Origin of the sequence: Candidatus Defluviilinea gracilis, assembly GCA_016716235.1 — a bacterium.
Lineage (GTDB): Bacteria > Chloroflexota > Anaerolineae > Anaerolineales > Villigracilaceae > Defluviilinea > Defluviilinea gracilis.
This window is the reverse complement of record JADJWS010000003.1, coordinates 1-15,172: the sequence shown is the minus strand read 5'-3', so window position 1 is coordinate 15,172 and position 15,172 is coordinate 1. Positions and strand designations below refer to the sequence as shown.

The 15,172-nt window shown below is 41.9% G+C and carries 19 protein-coding genes and 1 pseudogene; 3 read left to right on the top strand and 17 right to left on the bottom strand.

Features of this window, described 5'->3' with window-relative positions; all coding sequences use genetic code 11:
* Positions 1–468: 468 nt before the first annotated feature.
* The 7 genes from IPM31_13830 to IPM31_13800 form a co-directional block, all read right to left on the bottom strand.
* Positions 469–1,122, bottom strand: a complete 654-nt coding sequence (locus IPM31_13830; protein MBK9008057.1) for a CPBP family intramembrane metalloprotease — start codon at positions 1,120–1,122, stop codon at positions 469–471.
* Between the two features lie 177 nt (positions 1,123–1,299).
* Positions 1,300–1,860: a hypothetical protein gene (locus tag IPM31_13825; protein ID MBK9008056.1), complete on the bottom strand. Its 561-nt coding sequence runs from the start codon at positions 1,858–1,860 to the stop codon at positions 1,300–1,302.
* A 2-nt stretch (positions 1,861–1,862) separates the two neighbouring features.
* Positions 1,863–2,342 (bottom strand): hypothetical protein, encoded by a 480-nt coding sequence (locus tag IPM31_13820; protein ID MBK9008055.1) that lies wholly within the window; start codon positions 2,340–2,342, stop codon positions 1,863–1,865.
* Between the two features lie 26 nt (positions 2,343–2,368).
* Positions 2,369–2,815 carry a hypothetical protein gene (locus tag IPM31_13815; GenBank protein ID MBK9008054.1) on the bottom strand — a complete coding sequence of 149 codons (447 nt, stop codon included), beginning with the start codon at positions 2,813–2,815 and terminating at the stop codon, positions 2,369–2,371.
* A 209-nt stretch (positions 2,816–3,024) separates the two neighbouring features.
* Positions 3,025–3,819: a cation transporter gene (locus tag IPM31_13810; GenBank protein MBK9008053.1), complete on the bottom strand. Its 795-nt coding sequence runs from the start codon at positions 3,817–3,819 to the stop codon at positions 3,025–3,027.
* Positions 3,820–4,026: 207 nt separating this feature from the next.
* Entirely contained in the window at positions 4,027–4,542 is a 516-nt protein-coding gene (locus IPM31_13805; protein MBK9008052.1) for a hypothetical protein, read from the bottom strand.
* A 357-nt stretch (positions 4,543–4,899) separates the two neighbouring features.
* The gene (locus IPM31_13800; protein MBK9008051.1) at positions 4,900–5,373 is read right to left on the bottom strand and encodes an HIT family protein; all 474 of its coding nucleotides are present in this window, start codon (positions 5,371–5,373) and stop codon (positions 4,900–4,902) included.
* Positions 5,374–5,642: 269 nt separating this feature from the next.
* On the opposite strand from IPM31_13800, the gene IPM31_13795 reads away from it, so the two are divergent.
* Both IPM31_13795 and IPM31_13790 read left to right on the top strand, forming a co-directional pair.
* Entirely contained in the window at positions 5,643–5,831 is a 189-nt protein-coding gene (locus IPM31_13795; GenBank protein MBK9008050.1) for a hypothetical protein, read from the top strand.
* The gene (locus IPM31_13790) at positions 5,804–6,022 is read left to right on the top strand and encodes a hypothetical protein (GenBank protein ID MBK9008049.1); all 219 of its coding nucleotides are present in this window, start codon (positions 5,804–5,806) and stop codon (positions 6,020–6,022) included. The genes IPM31_13795 and IPM31_13790 overlap by 28 nt, the downstream gene beginning before the upstream one ends.
* 180 nt (positions 6,023–6,202) lie before the next feature.
* Here IPM31_13790 and IPM31_13785 read toward each other — a convergent pair whose 3' ends face one another.
* The 7 genes from IPM31_13785 to IPM31_13755 all read right to left on the bottom strand — a co-directional run bounded on the left by IPM31_13785 (position 6,203) and on the right by IPM31_13755 (position 10,414).
* Entirely contained in the window at positions 6,203–6,814 is a 612-nt protein-coding gene (locus tag IPM31_13785; protein ID MBK9008048.1) for a hypothetical protein, read from the bottom strand.
* Positions 6,815–6,816: 2 nt separating this feature from the next.
* Positions 6,817–7,494, bottom strand: a complete 678-nt coding sequence (locus tag IPM31_13780; GenBank protein ID MBK9008047.1) for a hypothetical protein — start codon at positions 7,492–7,494, stop codon at positions 6,817–6,819.
* A 1,072-nt stretch (positions 7,495–8,566) separates the two neighbouring features.
* A complete protein-coding gene (locus IPM31_13775) occupies positions 8,567–8,803 on the bottom strand; it encodes an Eco57I restriction-modification methylase domain-containing protein (protein MBK9008046.1) in 237 nt (78 codons plus the stop codon).
* Between the two features lie 67 nt (positions 8,804–8,870).
* On the bottom strand, positions 8,871–9,017 hold the full coding sequence (locus IPM31_13770) for a hypothetical protein (GenBank protein MBK9008045.1): 147 nt from the start codon (positions 9,015–9,017) through the stop codon (positions 8,871–8,873).
* Between the two features lie 88 nt (positions 9,018–9,105).
* The gene (locus IPM31_13765; protein MBK9008044.1) at positions 9,106–9,660 is read right to left on the bottom strand and encodes a hypothetical protein; all 555 of its coding nucleotides are present in this window, start codon (positions 9,658–9,660) and stop codon (positions 9,106–9,108) included.
* Positions 9,661–9,690: 30 nt separating this feature from the next.
* The gene (locus IPM31_13760; GenBank protein MBK9008043.1) at positions 9,691–10,221 is read right to left on the bottom strand and encodes a hypothetical protein; all 531 of its coding nucleotides are present in this window, start codon (positions 10,219–10,221) and stop codon (positions 9,691–9,693) included.
* Positions 10,208–10,414, bottom strand: coding sequence for a hypothetical protein (locus IPM31_13755; GenBank protein MBK9008042.1), 207 nt, complete (start codon positions 10,412–10,414; stop codon positions 10,208–10,210). The genes IPM31_13760 and IPM31_13755 overlap by 14 nt, the downstream gene beginning before the upstream one ends.
* A 2,425-nt stretch (positions 10,415–12,839) precedes the next feature.
* Between IPM31_13755 and IPM31_13750 the strand changes: the two are divergent.
* Positions 12,840–13,664, top strand: a pseudogene (locus IPM31_13750) (integron integrase).
* A 150-nt stretch (positions 13,665–13,814) separates the two neighbouring features.
* On the opposite strand, the gene IPM31_13745 reads toward IPM31_13750, so the two are convergent.
* The 3 genes from IPM31_13745 to IPM31_13735 form a co-directional block, all read right to left on the bottom strand.
* Positions 13,815–13,970 carry a hypothetical protein gene (locus IPM31_13745; GenBank protein ID MBK9008041.1) on the bottom strand — a complete coding sequence of 52 codons (156 nt, stop codon included), beginning with the start codon at positions 13,968–13,970 and terminating at the stop codon, positions 13,815–13,817.
* 105 nt (positions 13,971–14,075) lie between these two features.
* Positions 14,076–14,435 carry a hypothetical protein gene (locus IPM31_13740; protein MBK9008040.1) on the bottom strand — a complete coding sequence of 120 codons (360 nt, stop codon included), beginning with the start codon at positions 14,433–14,435 and terminating at the stop codon, positions 14,076–14,078.
* Positions 14,381–14,986, bottom strand: a complete 606-nt coding sequence (locus IPM31_13735) for a hypothetical protein (GenBank protein ID MBK9008039.1) — start codon at positions 14,984–14,986, stop codon at positions 14,381–14,383. Before IPM31_13735 ends, IPM31_13740 begins: the two co-directional genes overlap by 55 nt.
* Between the last annotated feature and the right edge of the window lie 186 nt (positions 14,987–15,172).

Genomic DNA, 15,172 nt, shown 5'->3' with positions numbered 1-15,172 from the left:
TTTACCAAAAAGAGCGCAAGCCATGAAAAACGGACTTTGTGTCTCGACAAGCTCGACAACCACAAAATGAAACCTCTTGCTTGCCAAAACTTTAACTGAAAATCTTGAAGCCGATTTCAGAAACCTGAGTAAATTTAACACGAAACTTTTTGAACCAAAACCATGAGCTAATTTAAAGCCAATAAAATTTTGGAAACCGCCACTGCTAAAAATGCCCGATTTTATTGAACAAGAAACTTTGCTAAAAACCAAAATCCTGATTTGCAAGACTCAAAACGCCAATTTGAAACACAACTTATTTTTGCAAAGCGCCTGAAAGATTTAACGAAGCAGACACCTAACGGTGAGCGTTACTTGCGCTGGGGCGGGCGGCGGAACGCCGTCCAAACGGAAAACGGCTGAGGTAGAGAAACTGCCGAAAAACGCGCAGAGTCCCCAGCGTCAAGTGCACGCTTTGTTGGGCAGTTTTTATGATAACAATGCTATAAAAACTAACGGCAAATCTATAACCACATGAACAATCATCACGAATAACAAATTTCTTTGCCAAAAGTATAAACCAGTAAGGATAATACCTAATGGAACCACCACGCCAACAATGTGAGCGAGATTCCATCCTGTGGCATGAACAGCCACAAAAAATACCAGGCTAATCAACCCGCTAATCCATTTATTCCCTGTAATTTTCTGTAATCGTTCTAGTGGATAACCACGAAACAAAATCTCTTCCGTTATACCTGCTGTCAACACGCTTAAGAGTAATATCCACCAAGAATAATTAGATGCGACTTGTGCTACTGTTCCTGAATTTGACGGCGGAAAAACTTTGCTAATTAATAACGTGAGAACAGGGACTAATAGTGATAACAAAACACCCAATCCAACTGCTATTAGCCCTGATTTCCAAGATAGGGATTTCCAGCCAATAGTTGCCAGTGGTTGATTCTCGACGGTTTGTGTAAAAAATAGCATCACAAAAGCCAAGCCCCAAAATACACCAAACCCTATCAAGGTAGAAACTGGTTCATTGATATTAAGTTTAATGAACACTGGATTGATGAACAATGTGAAAATTACGGGGACAGCCAGCGATAAACTCAATCCAAGAATCTTTTTTTGCATATTGATACTATTTATCCTTTGCAGGGAACTGCCCAACGGTTTGCGTTACCTGCGTGTGGGCGGGCGTGGACAATGCTTGGGAGCAGGAAAAACTCGAAGCCAGAAAAATGCTCGAAAATGCCGCAGACTCCCACACGTCAGGTGCACGCTTTGTTAGGCGCTTTTTGATTTCACTATTTACTTTGAATATCTTTTTGCTTTTTCCTTTGCTTGATTGATGTTTTCCATCAATAAAGCCCTTCTTTCTGTTATTGTATCAATTCGTTGCTCCACGCTTTTTATTGACTTTTTAACTTCTTCAAATTCAGTTAGTAAACTGATGGGTGATTCTAATGACCCGTAACCACTTATTTTTTCTTCAATAATACGTCTATTGGTTCTGTATTTGCACAATAAATTTCTGTGGTGCTCTTCTTCTGTTTGTATTTCTTCCAACTCTTTCCCATCTCTTGCAAGTTGAGAGAGTGCCTCCCTGATTTCGAGTTCTTCAATCTGATCTTTGATTTCAATACCTTTGAATTCTTCTGGCAGGGATGTTGGTTGTTGTGTAATTGGAGAAGGATGGCTTTTGCTTCCTTCATTCGCCTTCGCAGAGCCACTTTCGTCTTTCTCCTGAGTTCCATAGAGAAGCCATTTTACGGCTGAAACGACTTTCTTTCCTAATTCGAAAATTCCATTCTTAATTTCTTCAAGGCTTGGAAGGTTGATTTTTTGAAAAAACCATTGAATAGTTTGCATTTTTATTCCCCTAAAGATTTATTTTGCTTTCCCGATTCAAGGATGTCTTGTCTGTCGCTTTCAGAAAGGAAGTTAAGCAGATTAATTCTAAGCGTTTCTGAAAGACTTAATAATATTTTAGCCTGCTCAGAAGTTGTCATTGTACTTATTAGTTTTAACACGCCTTGAGGTCTCATTACATTAAATAATTCTTCTCGCTCGGCGGTAGATATGTCTAGTAGTATTTGCCTTTGCTGATCGGCATTTAATGCCAGTATGAATTTTCTTTGCTCTTTGGCTGTCAATGTTAACCAAACAAAATATTGCAATTGCACGTCAATTGTTTTCCATCGCTCCTGAAAACCAGATTCAAACAACACGCCATCCTTTTTAGCAACTGCAAAATTAATTAATCTTTGATCGTCTGAGAAAATGCTTTGCCATAGTGCTTGAATTGAAAATGAATTGTCGATATTTACTCGAAAATCTAAGTCTATTGCCATGTTTCATTCTCCTTGTATATAAAGATTTAATTATTGACAACTATTTCCTTGTTGTAAATTTTTGCCAACGTAGATTTTAATTTCGTGACAACATCTTCGATGCCTTCTTCTGCTTCTTCAAGTTCATGCAGCACTTTGTAGGGTGTGTCAAGTGTTCCATAAATCGAGATTTTCTCTTTAGCAAGTTGATATCTCTTGCTGTATGTGTCCTTTAGTTTCAACAAATGTTCAAGTTCTGAAATTTCATTCTTGAGGATATTTTCGGAAATCTGAGTAGACATTGCCTCATTAATCGACCCGATAGATTCTGAACTTCTATTATTTGAGGCTTGATGACTATCTTTATTGCTGTCTTGAACATTAATATTTTTTGAGGCGCGACGTTCTCTGCGTTCTTGCAGGATTTTTTGAGCCTCTCCAAACAAAAAATCTAAAGTTTTTAAGAGAATTGGTAAACCTGTTGGGTCAATCATACCTGCTCCTTTGCTTTTGGAAATAACTCTTGTTAAATTTTATCAATGACTTGCAAGTCAGCGCCTAACGGCTCGCGTTAGTGGCAAGTGGGCGGGCTGAGATAATGTTTGGGAGCAGGAAAAATCCGAAGCCAGAAAAATGCTTGAAAACGGCGACGAATCCCACTTGTCCACTGCACGCTTTGTTAGCCGCCGTTTTTGTTAATAGACTACTTTGCAATTTGCAATATACGATATGCGCCACGTGCCACAATAATAAATACGATTGCTCCGACAACCAAATCAGGAATTTTGGAGTTTGTTACAAAAACCAGTATACCAGCGAGAATAACCCCGATGTTGATTATCACATCATTGGAGGTGAAAATCATGCTGGCTTGCATGTGGGCTTCTGTGTTTTTACTTTTTTGAAGCAAAAACAAACTGGTTGCGTTTCCAATCAAAGCAAGCAATGAAATAACAATCATCATTTGAAATGTGGGAACATCACCAAACCCAAGAAAACGTCTGATTACTTCGGTAATACCAAAAATAGCCAAAACTATTTGGAAATACCCACTTGCTTTGGCGATATTCTTTTTCTTGGCAATTGTTCCGCCAATCGCAAAAAGTGCAAGCCCATAAACAAGGCTGTCTGCCAGCATATCTAAACTATCGGCAACAAGCCCCATTGAATTGGAGATGAAACCCATTAATATTTCAAGGGCAAAAAAGAAAAAGTTAATAGACAGAACCTGCCAAAGCAATTTCCGCTCTAAATTATCCTTGCCAGTTGGTACAAACTCATCTGTTGCGCCACTTTCAATCAGAGTTGTGTCGAGTTGCAAACTGTTAAGTGCTTCAAAAATTAATTGATAATCGCCTGTATGGAAAACATCCAACTGGCGATTGGGAAGGTCAAACTGCAAAGAAGATATATTGCTGACTTCTTGAAGTTTCAAACGTACTAATTGTTCTTCAGATGCACAGTCCATTTGCTGGACTGCAAAGGTCGTTTTTTTCATACTTCACTCCTATATATATTTGCAGGACAGGCGGCTAACGGTTTGCGTTACTTGCGGGTGGGCGGGCGTAGATAAAACTTTGGGAGCAGGATTCTGTTTGGGTGTAGAAAAATGCCCGAAAATGGCGCAGAATCCCACCCGTCAAGTGCACGCTTTGTTGGCACGCTTTTGTTTTGCAAGACTCCACAACTTATAACAGAAAGTGCTTTATGATGGGACAGATACCTGCTCTATGTTCTTTATCAAACTACGCACATTTCCTAAACAACAGGAACCTTGCGGGTTTCGTAAATCACAGGCGCATTGATTGGCTTGGATGCCAGTATTAATATCATTTACCATCGAAACACGGGCTTCAGGTGAAGCATTACGAATTTCTGATACCGTATGCTTGAAGCAATAGCATACAAATACATCATCTGCGCTTGGCTCTTTTTGATAAACACGCTCACGCAATTGCGATGTTGTAAAAACGGACTTGCCATCAGCCGAATAATAAACAACAGGGCAAGATTGCGTGCGGCAAAAATAATACTCTGTATCTTGAATTGAACGCAACGAAACTGACAAAAGTGCCTTGACAGTTTGACCTTGAACAACCTTTCCTTTTTGGTTACATTCAGGACAAAATACTTCTGCGGATGGCTTATGCTGAACTGTCACTTGTGGCAATTCGCAAACCATACTTCCTGCGGACGTTTGCGAACAACAATTATCGCTCATAAAATCTCCTTGATTGGGTTAACGATAAGACAGTTAAAAAGGCGAATTGCTTACTTGAACGGTTTTCACCTTGTTGCGCAAGGGGCGTGCCAACGGTGTGCGTTACCTGCGTGTGGGCGGGCGTGGACAATGTTTGGGAGCAGGAAACACTCGAAGCGAGAAAAATGCTCATAAATCGCGCAGACTCCCACACGTCAGGTGCACGCTTTGTTGGGCGTTTTTGTGTTGTGCAAGACTCGCCGCCTAAAAAATGACGACACCGCCAACTTGACCAGATTTTACACACAACGTGTTTTTCAGAAATGACCAAAAATAAAGCCTGCCAAAACGTTACTTAATCAACTCGACATTTGCAATCTATGAACTTCGAGAAGTTTCAAACCACTTTTTCAACTTTTGAGCGTATTCGGCTCGCTCGTTGGCTTCAAACGAAACTCTTTTGGAATTCTGAAAATCATCATCGTTATAGCGTGGAATAACGTGCAGGTGATAATGCCAAATGTGTTGGTCTCCTGCGGGTTCATTATGTTGCCGAATTGTAATACCATCACACCGATATTCTGATTTCATCGCCAATGCAATATTTTTAGTCAAAGTATGAAATTGCTCTGCAAGTGTTGAAGGCAAATCAAAGATATTTTCAAAATGTTGGTTGGGGACGATAAGCACATGACCTTGATTATTAATCCATTTTCTTGTTGCAATGAACGCTGTTAAATCGGCAGTTTGAACCACTATATCGGTTTGCGCCATTGGAATCTGGTCGTTTTCTTTACTTTGAACAAATAAACAATATGGACAAGTGTACTCTGATGGTGCGTGACTATACATAAATTTTCCTTATTGTTTTGCAAGAAAACGCCCAACGGATTGCGTTAGTGGTTGGCGGGGGAGTGACCAAAACCAACGAAACCGTGATATTTGTGCAATTCTACTTCAGAACGCGGCGACTCCCGCCAATCCACTGCACGCTTTGTTGGGCATGGGACTTGAGGGCTTGCCAACTGTGGACGTAAACCAACAAACCCACAACAAACCTTTTTATACGACACAGGCAAGGCGACACTGAACATAAAAACACAGAACCATCACGAAAACACATGAACGATGAAACCCAACCAAAACCGAAACAATTTGCCCAGAACGAGAACCATAAAACGAAAAACTTTGCCTACCTTGCCAGCCAACGGAACTTGCGAAAAAACAACGGCGAGCAAACCAAACTTGCCCAAGCACCACAAAACAAACCAACCAAAAGAAAATGCAAACTGACTTGGCTAAAAAAGTAAATGCAGAGGATGAAGCGAAACCCAAAAACAACTTACGAGCAAACATAAAAAGCCAAAAGATAAAAGCGAGCAGAAAAACTGAAAAGCAAAACAACTTGCAGGCAAAGCGAGATGGACTGGAAGAAATGAGAAACCCAAAGACCGAAACAACGAGCGAAGAAAACTGCCAGCCAGCCAGATTCAGATTTTGAATTTCACATGACCCGATGCCCAACGGCTTGCGTTAGGGGTTGGCGGGCGGGCTAGGAAAAAGTTCCAAGAGCGGAAAAAACCCGAAGTCAGAAAAATGCCTGTAAGTCGCGCAGACTCCCGCCAATCCACTGCACGCTTTGTTGGGCTGTTTTGCTCTACCAAAACGATGGCTAAAGAATTTACCACCATTCGTTGCTAACTTGAATCAACCACTTCATAGCAGAATAATAATGTTGATTGGGATGTTCTAAAATAATAGAATTTTCATTACTATCTACTCTGATTTGAATATATCCATCAAATACATTTATCCCTATAATTCCCGTGTCAAAAAGAATTTCATCTCGAAATTTTTGCATTTTTGCATTAGTGTACGATATGAATAATGTCGCAATATCGAGGGCATCTGCTACTTTTTCTGATGGTGGATTTACGAATTCATGTTCAAGCAAATTACGTTCACGATTTATCTTTTGCAAGAGTATTGGTGACAATAACCCTATTTCATTCAAAATATTCAACTTTTCTGGAAAATCAATGTCAGGTAAATTAATGCCAGTTGTTGCAAGTATACATTCAATCTGACAATCTATCGCTCTTTTTGTGTTTGATAAAGCATTCACAGCCTTGTGAGACAATTCGGATTGTAAATCCGATTCTGCGAACTTTAGAAAGGCATTGGGAGAAATATCAAAAGGTCTTGCAAGCCCTTTAATGCTGCTTCCCAAAATGCTATCTTGGTAATTAAAAAGAAGGCTTAATATATGTTCAACAGAAATCGCATTATTCATTATCAAGGCTCTGCTAGCGGATTAGTTCCAATACCCCATCTTATGAATAACAATCGTTCTGTGAAAACAAAAAAATCATCATCACTGGGCGATAAAACAATTTTTTCAGGCGAAAAATTTGACGAAATTTCTAAAGAATGCTTATCTGGCTTTAGATATATCTTCACCTCTTCAGAATCAGGCTCGTCATTTTCATTTTTCAACGCAACAACAACTTCATCAGAAAAATTCATCATTATTGTGTCAGTATAAGCAATAAACAAAGAAATAACATCTTTCATGTCTATTACTGTTTCTTTGTCAGGATTGGTAAATTCATGCTCCATTAAATTCCTGACGGCAGTAACCTTGTTCAATATTCGTGGCGAAACCAAACCTAATTTTTGTATTATTTGCAATTTTCTTTCCAGCCCCAATTTTTTGATTTTCTTTGTGGGCATTCCAAGCGAAAGAAAAATAGATAACACTTGACAATCTAACGCACGCTTGATGTTTGCTAAGGCGTTTACATACTTGTGCGGTAATTTTGAGGCAAGGTCATTTTCTGCAAAACTTAGAAAATGATTAGGGCTTATTTCAAATGGACACTTCATGCTTGTTTTTGTGTCCTCAATGACAAACAAATTGGGTTGGTGTAGGAAACTAAGTAAAGTATCCCTATATCCACTTGGATTTGACATTATTTATTCCTACCAAAATTTTCAAAGGAACAGCCCAACGGTTTGCGTTACCTGCGCTGGGGGCGGGCGGCGAATGCCTGGGAGCAGGAAAAACTCGAAGCCAGAAAAATGCTTGAGATTGCCGCAGAATCCCCAGCGTCAGGTGCACGCTTTGTTGGGCGCTCTTGACCTGCAAGACTCTTTGCCATTAAAAGACCTGAACCCATTTTACTACTGACCTTCCACGATTTTTATTTCTTCATCACTTAATCCGTATAACTCATAAACAAGCGAGTCAATTGAATGAATCTGTTTTTTGAATTTGACGTTCTAATCTCTTGCTCTTGTGGCGTTTTTGCTTCTGCAAGCCGTTTCGATGAATGAGTAATTTGTTCAACTAGACTAACCATCTTTTTGAACTGCGGACTATCTTTTTCAATAACTTTGAATTGGCAATTCTTTTAATTGCGGCGGTCCAATTCTCAAAAAACCGCCTAAAGATATCCTGAAAGTTATTGCGGTAATAATAAGTTAGCAACACTTGCTATTTAATAAACGAAGAAGATATTGGGCGAGTCAATTTCGCTAGATGTAATTATTGATAGATTTGCCAGCAACAGTAATTTGCCGTCATCTGTACCTACGCATTCTAGGCGTTTATTCATTCCGCCTACAATAATTTTCCTGCTTTCTGGCTTTGATAACCTGTTTTCTCAGCCATTTTAGACCAATATTTTTTAGGAATAACAGGCATGTCGTACTTTGCTTTTATATATGTGGTTTGATAAATACCCCATAAAACAGCGTAACGGTCAATTGTTCCTGTGTTTACAAAAGCAAAAGTAATCTTCTTTTTTTTGGCTCATTAATCACATACTCTTTGTATTCGTATGCTTCGGATACTGATTGCCCTCTCCATTTACGGTAGCAACTTCATCAAGGCGTTTACAGAGTGTTCTAAATCTTTCTATAAAGTCATTGTCCTGCCCGCTAAAAGTGAACCAACTATTTCCATCAGAGTTGATTTAATTTTTTCCCACGTTCAATAGGCTGTTCTTTTTCGGCCATTTCACGCTGTTTCGGTTTGATTCGTTTAATTCATAAAACCTGATTTGCTAAAATTAGTCGGTGCCTTGACTATATAAACAATTAGGATAAACTGCGAACGGGGAGTCACGGGAGACGCTAAGTAATCGTGGATAACCAATAATTGAGTGATTTGAGTAATGTAATTTCTTGTGGCGCGAGCATAACCAGCCGAAAGCAACTTGTTCGGGATAATCATGCTTGAATATTGCTTTGAAATTTCCAGACTCTTTTCTACAAACACACAGAAAATATCCCAGTTGCCTTTTGCGCTTTGATAGTGTTTTGTTTTTACAGTTATCTACGGGGTTCTAAGGATTTGTCTTTGTTAGCCATTCAGAATCAATGTAGGGCGGATTTCCAATAGCAACATCAAAACCACCTTTTGCAAAGACTTCTTTGAATTCATTTTTCCAATTGAACGGATTAACTTTTGCTTGTTCTTCTTCATCGGGCATTAATCCGCCTTCAAAGTAATCAAAGCCAATTAATAATTACCGCATTTAATGATACTTCCCGTCGGGCAAAACTCGCTCCTTTGAACTCCTAACTGCCCAAGCCGCTGGCATTTTCCAATACTTTGAGCAAAAGAGAAAGTTTGGTCACTTCTACCGCTTGCGCGTCAATGTCCACGCCATGAATATTGTTGAGCAAGATTTCTTTTTTCTTCGCAGTAGTTAACCTGTAACCATCGCTAACTTTTACAATGGCTTTGCTTTTCTCGGCTTTTTCAGGCTCATTTTCAACATACCAATTCAAATGCCAATCCAATAAAAATTGATATGCGCCTAGCAGGAAAGTACCCCGACCCCCAAGCAGGGTCCATGATTTTAGTGAAGCAACATCTTTCGGACTTTTCTTTTCAACAAGTTTTCCAACTGTGTTTTCTACGATGTATTCCACGATATAAGTAGGCGTGTAATAAACACCGCCTGCTTTGCGGACTTCTGGCTTTTCTTCTACCTTTGCACTGTGTCCTGCTGTTAAGCGAATCACCTTGCCAAGAAAACGCTCGTAAACCTGCCCTAAAATATCGGAAGGAATATAAAGAAAAGCATACGGGCTTTTTGGATAATACAAATTTGAAATGATGTCTTTCAATATCTTGTCGTCAATGTCAATTAGAAAGCGTCAAATCATCAGGGCGGCTGTTTTGTTCTTTTTCTTGGCTGAAATGGAAAGAAGACCAGAGTTATATCTTGTGTCCGCTCGTTTGAATAACTCGCATGATTCTTGGTAAACATCATCATGGCTGATGATAGTTTCCTGTAATTGATTTTCCGGCTCGATTCCACGTTCTTCGCCAGATTCGCAAAATACAATGCGGTCAATTGTCATTTGAACGGAATAATTCAAGCCTGCAATATCAATCGTTTCATTTCGCAAGGCGATATTTTTAGCAAGCAATTCCCGCCAGCGTTCAATCTCTTGTAAAAATGCGTCGTCAACGTCCGCAGTACCTTTTTTGCCTTTCATGCTTTCGGCGTATTTGGCAAAAGAACCTTTTCGCACCGCTTCGGGCGAGAAGATTTCTACAATCTCATTCCATCTTTCAACATATTCTTTGTAGTGAATAATTTTGATTCGCCCAATTGAAGCCTTATCGCTGTAATTTGGCTTTGTACGGCAATCATAAATAGCGAAGTGTTCAAAGTTGGTCAAGAGATAAGGTGGGAAGTTTTGCGCTCCAACCATAACGGCGGATTTGAAAAGCCGCTTCTTGGCTGGTTTCAACTTTTACCGATGGCTTTTTTGCTTCAACCAGAAAATCGAACTTTTCCCCACGTCCAACACGAAAAGCATAATCGGCTTTTTTCTGCTGACCTGCAACATCTACCGAAAATTCATGTGTCAACTTCTTTTCCCGCTACAGCATAGCCTTTTTCGTTGGCAACATCCGGCCCAAGCGCAGTAAAAATGGGTCTAAAACTGACGGCGCAATTCGGTTTCGTTTTTGCTGAAACGATACGAATCTAAATTCTGCTCGAAAGTCTCAACCAATTTATGAATAATTGCGGGGTGGTAGTTTGCGATGTCATCCGATGAGTTTTACCCGAGAAAGAATGAGATGGAATTTTTCGAGGGTCTAACGGCTTGCGTTACTTGCGGGTGGGCGGGCGTAGATAAAACTCCAAAAGCAGGATTCTGTTCGGGTGTAGAAAATGCCCGAAAATGGCGCAGAATCCCACCCGTCAAGTGCACGCTTTGTTGGGCGTTCTTGGGGGATATGCACCTATTTTTCCCGTTCAAACATTTCTAATAGTTCATTTAAATTTTCTCGGTCTACACTTGTGGTTAACTTTATCTTAAACTTTGAAGCGTCTGAAAAAATAACCAGTGCATAATCGGGCTTCGTACTCGATCCGAAACGGCTTATTTTTCAATAAAACCGTTTATTGTGTTTGGACGAATATAATAATCTTTAATGTGCAACCAACTGCCATCTTCCATGCAGACACGAATTTCTTCTACATATTTTCGATGTTTATTATCTATTAGCGTCTTGTCAGGAAGTTCGATCTCTCTCTTTCGTTGTCTCCACATTTCCAATATCATAAGAAATAATTGTGCAACAGTGGCTATACTAGCAATAATTGTCAACGGGTCAGGTGGACCTCCATGAAAACCAGGTCCAAAGATAAGTACATCCCCATCTTTGATGTTTTTTTCTTTTATTGTTTCAGCTTGAGAGAGATCAATGTGTTCTCCAGATTTCGCAAAACCAAGGAGTCATGTGTGGTCGAAAGGGATGGATTTTAATAAATTTGGGTCATTGACCTTAAATAAACCGTATCCAATGCTATTTCGTCTTCGTCGTAGGTTGGCGCGGATACTTTTAATGCAATGCGAGATACTAGGTCTTCTATTGTTATGTCGTCATTAACGGTTGTCTCAGCAATCACGTGTTTCCAGTTGTCTTTTACTTCAATGGCGCGTTCCACTTGGGATTTAATAATTTCATATTCTATAGTGAAGTTTTCTTTATTCGGTGTCGTAAAACAATGAATTGTTTAATTTTTCACGATTGTCCTTAGAATATATTTTGCGTGGAAACGCCCAACGGTTTGCGTTACCTGCGTGTGGGCGGGCGTGGACAATGCTTGGGAGCAGGAAAAACTCGAAGCCAGAAAAATGCTTGAAAATGCCGCAGAATCCCACACGTCAGGTGCACGCTTTGTTAAGGCTTTCGTCTTCTGCAAATCCTTATATTTTCCAAGACAACCATTGACGTTGCGTAAATTTGGTTGCTGAAATTTTCCACAATCATTTTATTGTATTCTATTACATCATTTTCCGTTTAGTAATTTTAAATTAGGTTCCTTTTAATTACTTCTCGCTCGCTAATTAGAATATGCCACTTAGGCGAAGAAACTGGATAATACGGTTCTAATTCGTTTGGAGGAGTCTTCTTACCCAATACTGAAATATGTGTTTATCACAGCTGGTCTCCTGTAATAAACTCTATAGGGCTTTCGTTTTTGAGCAGTATCATCCTAAAAAATTTCTTTCTGCGTACAAGACCCAAGCCACATTTATGGCAAATATATGTCGTAACACATTCCACATTTTCAAACACAACCATCTTGACATCTTTAACGAACTGGCTTCGAGAACACTTTTTTTAATTTTCTCAGTTCGTTGGTGTTGTACCGACAAAAACAACAAAAATTCCATGCAATCTTCATCTTTGTCGTAAAACCTAATGTCTTCTTGCAAAATTGAATCGAGATATTTTATTGCTGTGTTTTCTATGTCGGTATGTAAATCTTCTTCAATATTGTGAATGGCGGTTTCTATCATCTCCAACAGACGCGTTCTGGGTCTTTGACGCCCATTGCTCAATATATTTTCTAAATTGGAAAACAAAGTGAACTGTTTCAGTAAGTTTAAGTGTGTTTCTTGGAGGCGTTTATTTGAGCGGGTGCGATTGCAAGATTTTTTTTTTTTGATAAATGCTATTTCATCGGGATTAACTCTTTGAGTTTTTGAAATCTCTTTCTTGACCTATGCCCATAAGATTTGGGCATAAACAATTTTCCTTCCCGTAAACAGGCAATCTTTCCGTTTGATGACCAGGGACGGAGATAGTATCTCCAGACGTAATGGTGATGCCTTTTCTTTTCCATCATATATTTCCAAGATTACCTAGAAAACCTAACTATGTCTTAACCAGCCTGTAGGCTGTATAAGACACCGTTTGGGTGGTTATACAGCCTGTAGGCTGTATAATTGCCTATGTACAGCATTATACGCCCACATATTCAAAGGCAAATATTCCAATGAACCAGCCAGCCCACCCGAAACCCCCAGGCTCTACCCAAACACAGGCGTTAAGTTCGATCCTCTTTCTCTATCGTCATGTTCTGCGCATCGCGCTGGATGAAAACGCCCTTGTCGAATTTCGCCCCCAAAAAGCAAAGACCGTCCCCGTCGTGCTTTCGAAAGAAGAAATCAAATCCGTGATCGCCAATTTGAGCGGCGTCAACAAGATTATCGCGCAGGTCATGTACGGCGGAGGCTTGCGCGTGATGGAAACCATGCGCCTGCGCGTCAAAGATATTGACTTTGCCAACCATCAAGTGATGATCCGCGATGGCAAAGGCGACGATGATCGTTCTACCATTCTGCCTGATAGTGTCGTCGAGCCGCTAAAACGCCATTTGGAGCAAGTCAGACGAATACATCAAAAAGACCTGGCAAAAGGATGCGGCTCTGTCTAGCTGCCCTTTGCTCTGGAGCGGAAATATCCAAACGCCAGCAAAGAATGGGTATGGCAATACGTCTTCGCTGCCGCCAGCCTCTTCAAAGAGCCAGGGACGGGTATAACCCGCCGCCATCATTTACATGAAACGGCAGTCAAAAAGCCGTGAAAGAAGCGGCGCGCTTAGCGAGGGTTGATAAACATGTCACCTCTCACACCTTCCGTCACTCCTTCGCAACCCACACTCCTGCAAAATAACTACGATATTCGCACCATTCAGGAACTCCTCGGTCACAAAGACGTCAAAACCACCATGATCTACACCCGTCATCCAACGCGGCGGCTCGCCGTCAAATCCCCCTCGACACCTAATCTCCAATCACTCAATTCTCTAATCCTCTAATTCTCAATTCTCTAATTCTCCAATTCTCTAATTCTCTAATCCTTCAATCACTCTACTCCTCAATCCACCTAACACCTCCCAACAAAAAAAAGCGGACGATGCCTCCCTCATCATCCGCTTTCCACTCTCTACCCTCAATCCTCTACTCCTCTAATCCTCTAATCTTCTAATCATCCACGTTCTACCTTCTGCCGCCGCGATCACCGCCACGCCGATCCCCTCCGCGCCCGCGATCTCCGCCGGGTCTTCCGGCTCCGCCGCTTCAGCGCGGATTGATCTTTCTCGCGCGCCTCTTCTGCCGTCCAACCTTCAAGCACAGCCTGACGCGAGAGTCAGATCTTTCCTTGTCCGTCAATGTCGGTCACCATCACGGTGATCTCTTCGCCCATGCCGACCGCTCTTCCACTTTGTTCACGCGCTCAGAAGCGAGTTGCGAAATGTGGACGAGCCCGTCCATGCCAGGCAGGGATTTCGACGAACGCGCCGAAGTCCGCGATGCGAACGACTTTGCCGGGTAGATGTTCCCAACGACAGCCTCTTCGCCAAGTCCAGCGATGCGTTCCCTGCGTGATCTTCACGCCGGCGCCATCGGTGGACGCGATGTACACCATGCCGTTTTTCTTCGATGTCGATCTTTGCGCTGGTCTCTTCTTGCAGTACGCGGATGTTCTTTCCGCTTGGTCCGATCGACGCGTCGATCTTATCAGCGAGGATTTTTACGGTGATGATGCGCGGCGCGTGTTCTTTGATGTCAGGGCGCGATTCGGGCAACACCGCCGGCATCTTTCCAAATGGATGCGCGCCACCTTCGCCTGTTCGAGCGCTTCTGTCATCATCTGCGCGCTCAAGCCGCTGATCTTGATGTCCATTTGCGGGAGGGCGGTGATGCCGGCCGGTGTTCCCGCCACTTTGAAATCCATGTCGCCGAGATGATCTTCGGTGCATGAGATGTCAGTGAGGATTTTGTAGCGGCTGAGCCGTTCAAATCGGTGATGAGTCCCCATCGCCACGCCGGCCAGACGGGGCTTTGTTCGGCGTCGCCCGCATCCATCAACGCAAGTGTCGAGCCGCAGACGGAACCCATCGAGGTCGAGCCGTTGGAGGACAACGCTTCCCGATACGACTCGCAACTTGTACGGGAACGAATCTTCCGCAGGGATAACTGGTTCAAGCGCGCGTTCTGCCAACGCCCCGTGACCGACCTCCCGTCGGCTTTGCCCGCCCGTGCGTTTCCCTTCGCCCGGTGGAATACGGCGGGAAGTTGTAGTGATGGATGTAGCGTTTGTCTTTGATCGGGCTGAGGTTATCGAGTTCCTGCGCATGCCGAGTGTTGCGAGAGTCGCAACAGATAAGAGATTTGAAGTCTCGCCGCGTGTGAACAAGCCTGACCCGTGCGCGCGCGAAAGTTCCTCGCACCAAATGGGGCGGATGTGTCGGTGGATGGGCGACGTTCGCCCATCGGGACGTTTCCCTACGCTAGGATGCGTTCGCGCACCACGTCCATCTCC

Bases quoted from the DNA above. Each gene is read 5' to 3' on its own strand.
- IPM31_13830 (MBK9008057.1), bottom strand. From the start codon at position 1,122: ATGCAAAAAAAGATTCTTGGATTGAGTTTATCGCTGGCTGTCCCCGTA.
- IPM31_13825 (MBK9008056.1), bottom strand. From the start codon at position 1,860: ATGCAAACTATTCAATGGTTTTTTCAAAAAATCAACCTTCCAAGCCTT.
- IPM31_13820 (MBK9008055.1), bottom strand. From the start codon at position 2,342: ATGGCAATAGACTTAGATTTTCGAGTAAATATCGACAATTCATTTTCA.
- IPM31_13815 (MBK9008054.1), bottom strand. From the start codon at position 2,815: ATGATTGACCCAACAGGTTTACCAATTCTCTTAAAAACTTTAGATTTT.
- IPM31_13810 (MBK9008053.1), bottom strand. From the start codon at position 3,819: ATGAAAAAAACGACCTTTGCAGTCCAGCAAATGGACTGTGCATCTGAA.
- IPM31_13805 (MBK9008052.1), bottom strand. From the start codon at position 4,542: ATGAGCGATAATTGTTGTTCGCAAACGTCCGCAGGAAGTATGGTTTGC.
- IPM31_13800 (MBK9008051.1), bottom strand. From the start codon at position 5,373: ATGTATAGTCACGCACCATCAGAGTACACTTGTCCATATTGTTTATTT.
- IPM31_13795 (MBK9008050.1), top strand. From the start codon at position 5,643: ATGAACGATGAAACCCAACCAAAACCGAAACAATTTGCCCAGAACGAG.
- IPM31_13790 (MBK9008049.1), top strand. From the start codon at position 5,804: ATGCAAACTGACTTGGCTAAAAAAGTAAATGCAGAGGATGAAGCGAAA.
- IPM31_13785 (MBK9008048.1), bottom strand. From the start codon at position 6,814: ATGAATAATGCGATTTCTGTTGAACATATATTAAGCCTTCTTTTTAAT.
- IPM31_13780 (MBK9008047.1), bottom strand. From the start codon at position 7,494: ATGTCAAATCCAAGTGGATATAGGGATACTTTACTTAGTTTCCTACAC.
- IPM31_13770 (MBK9008045.1), bottom strand. From the start codon at position 9,017: ATGCCCGATGAAGAAGAACAAGCAAAAGTTAATCCGTTCAATTGGAAA.
- IPM31_13735 (MBK9008039.1), bottom strand. From the start codon at position 14,986: ATGCGCAGGAACTCGATAACCTCAGCCCGATCAAAGACAAACGCTACA.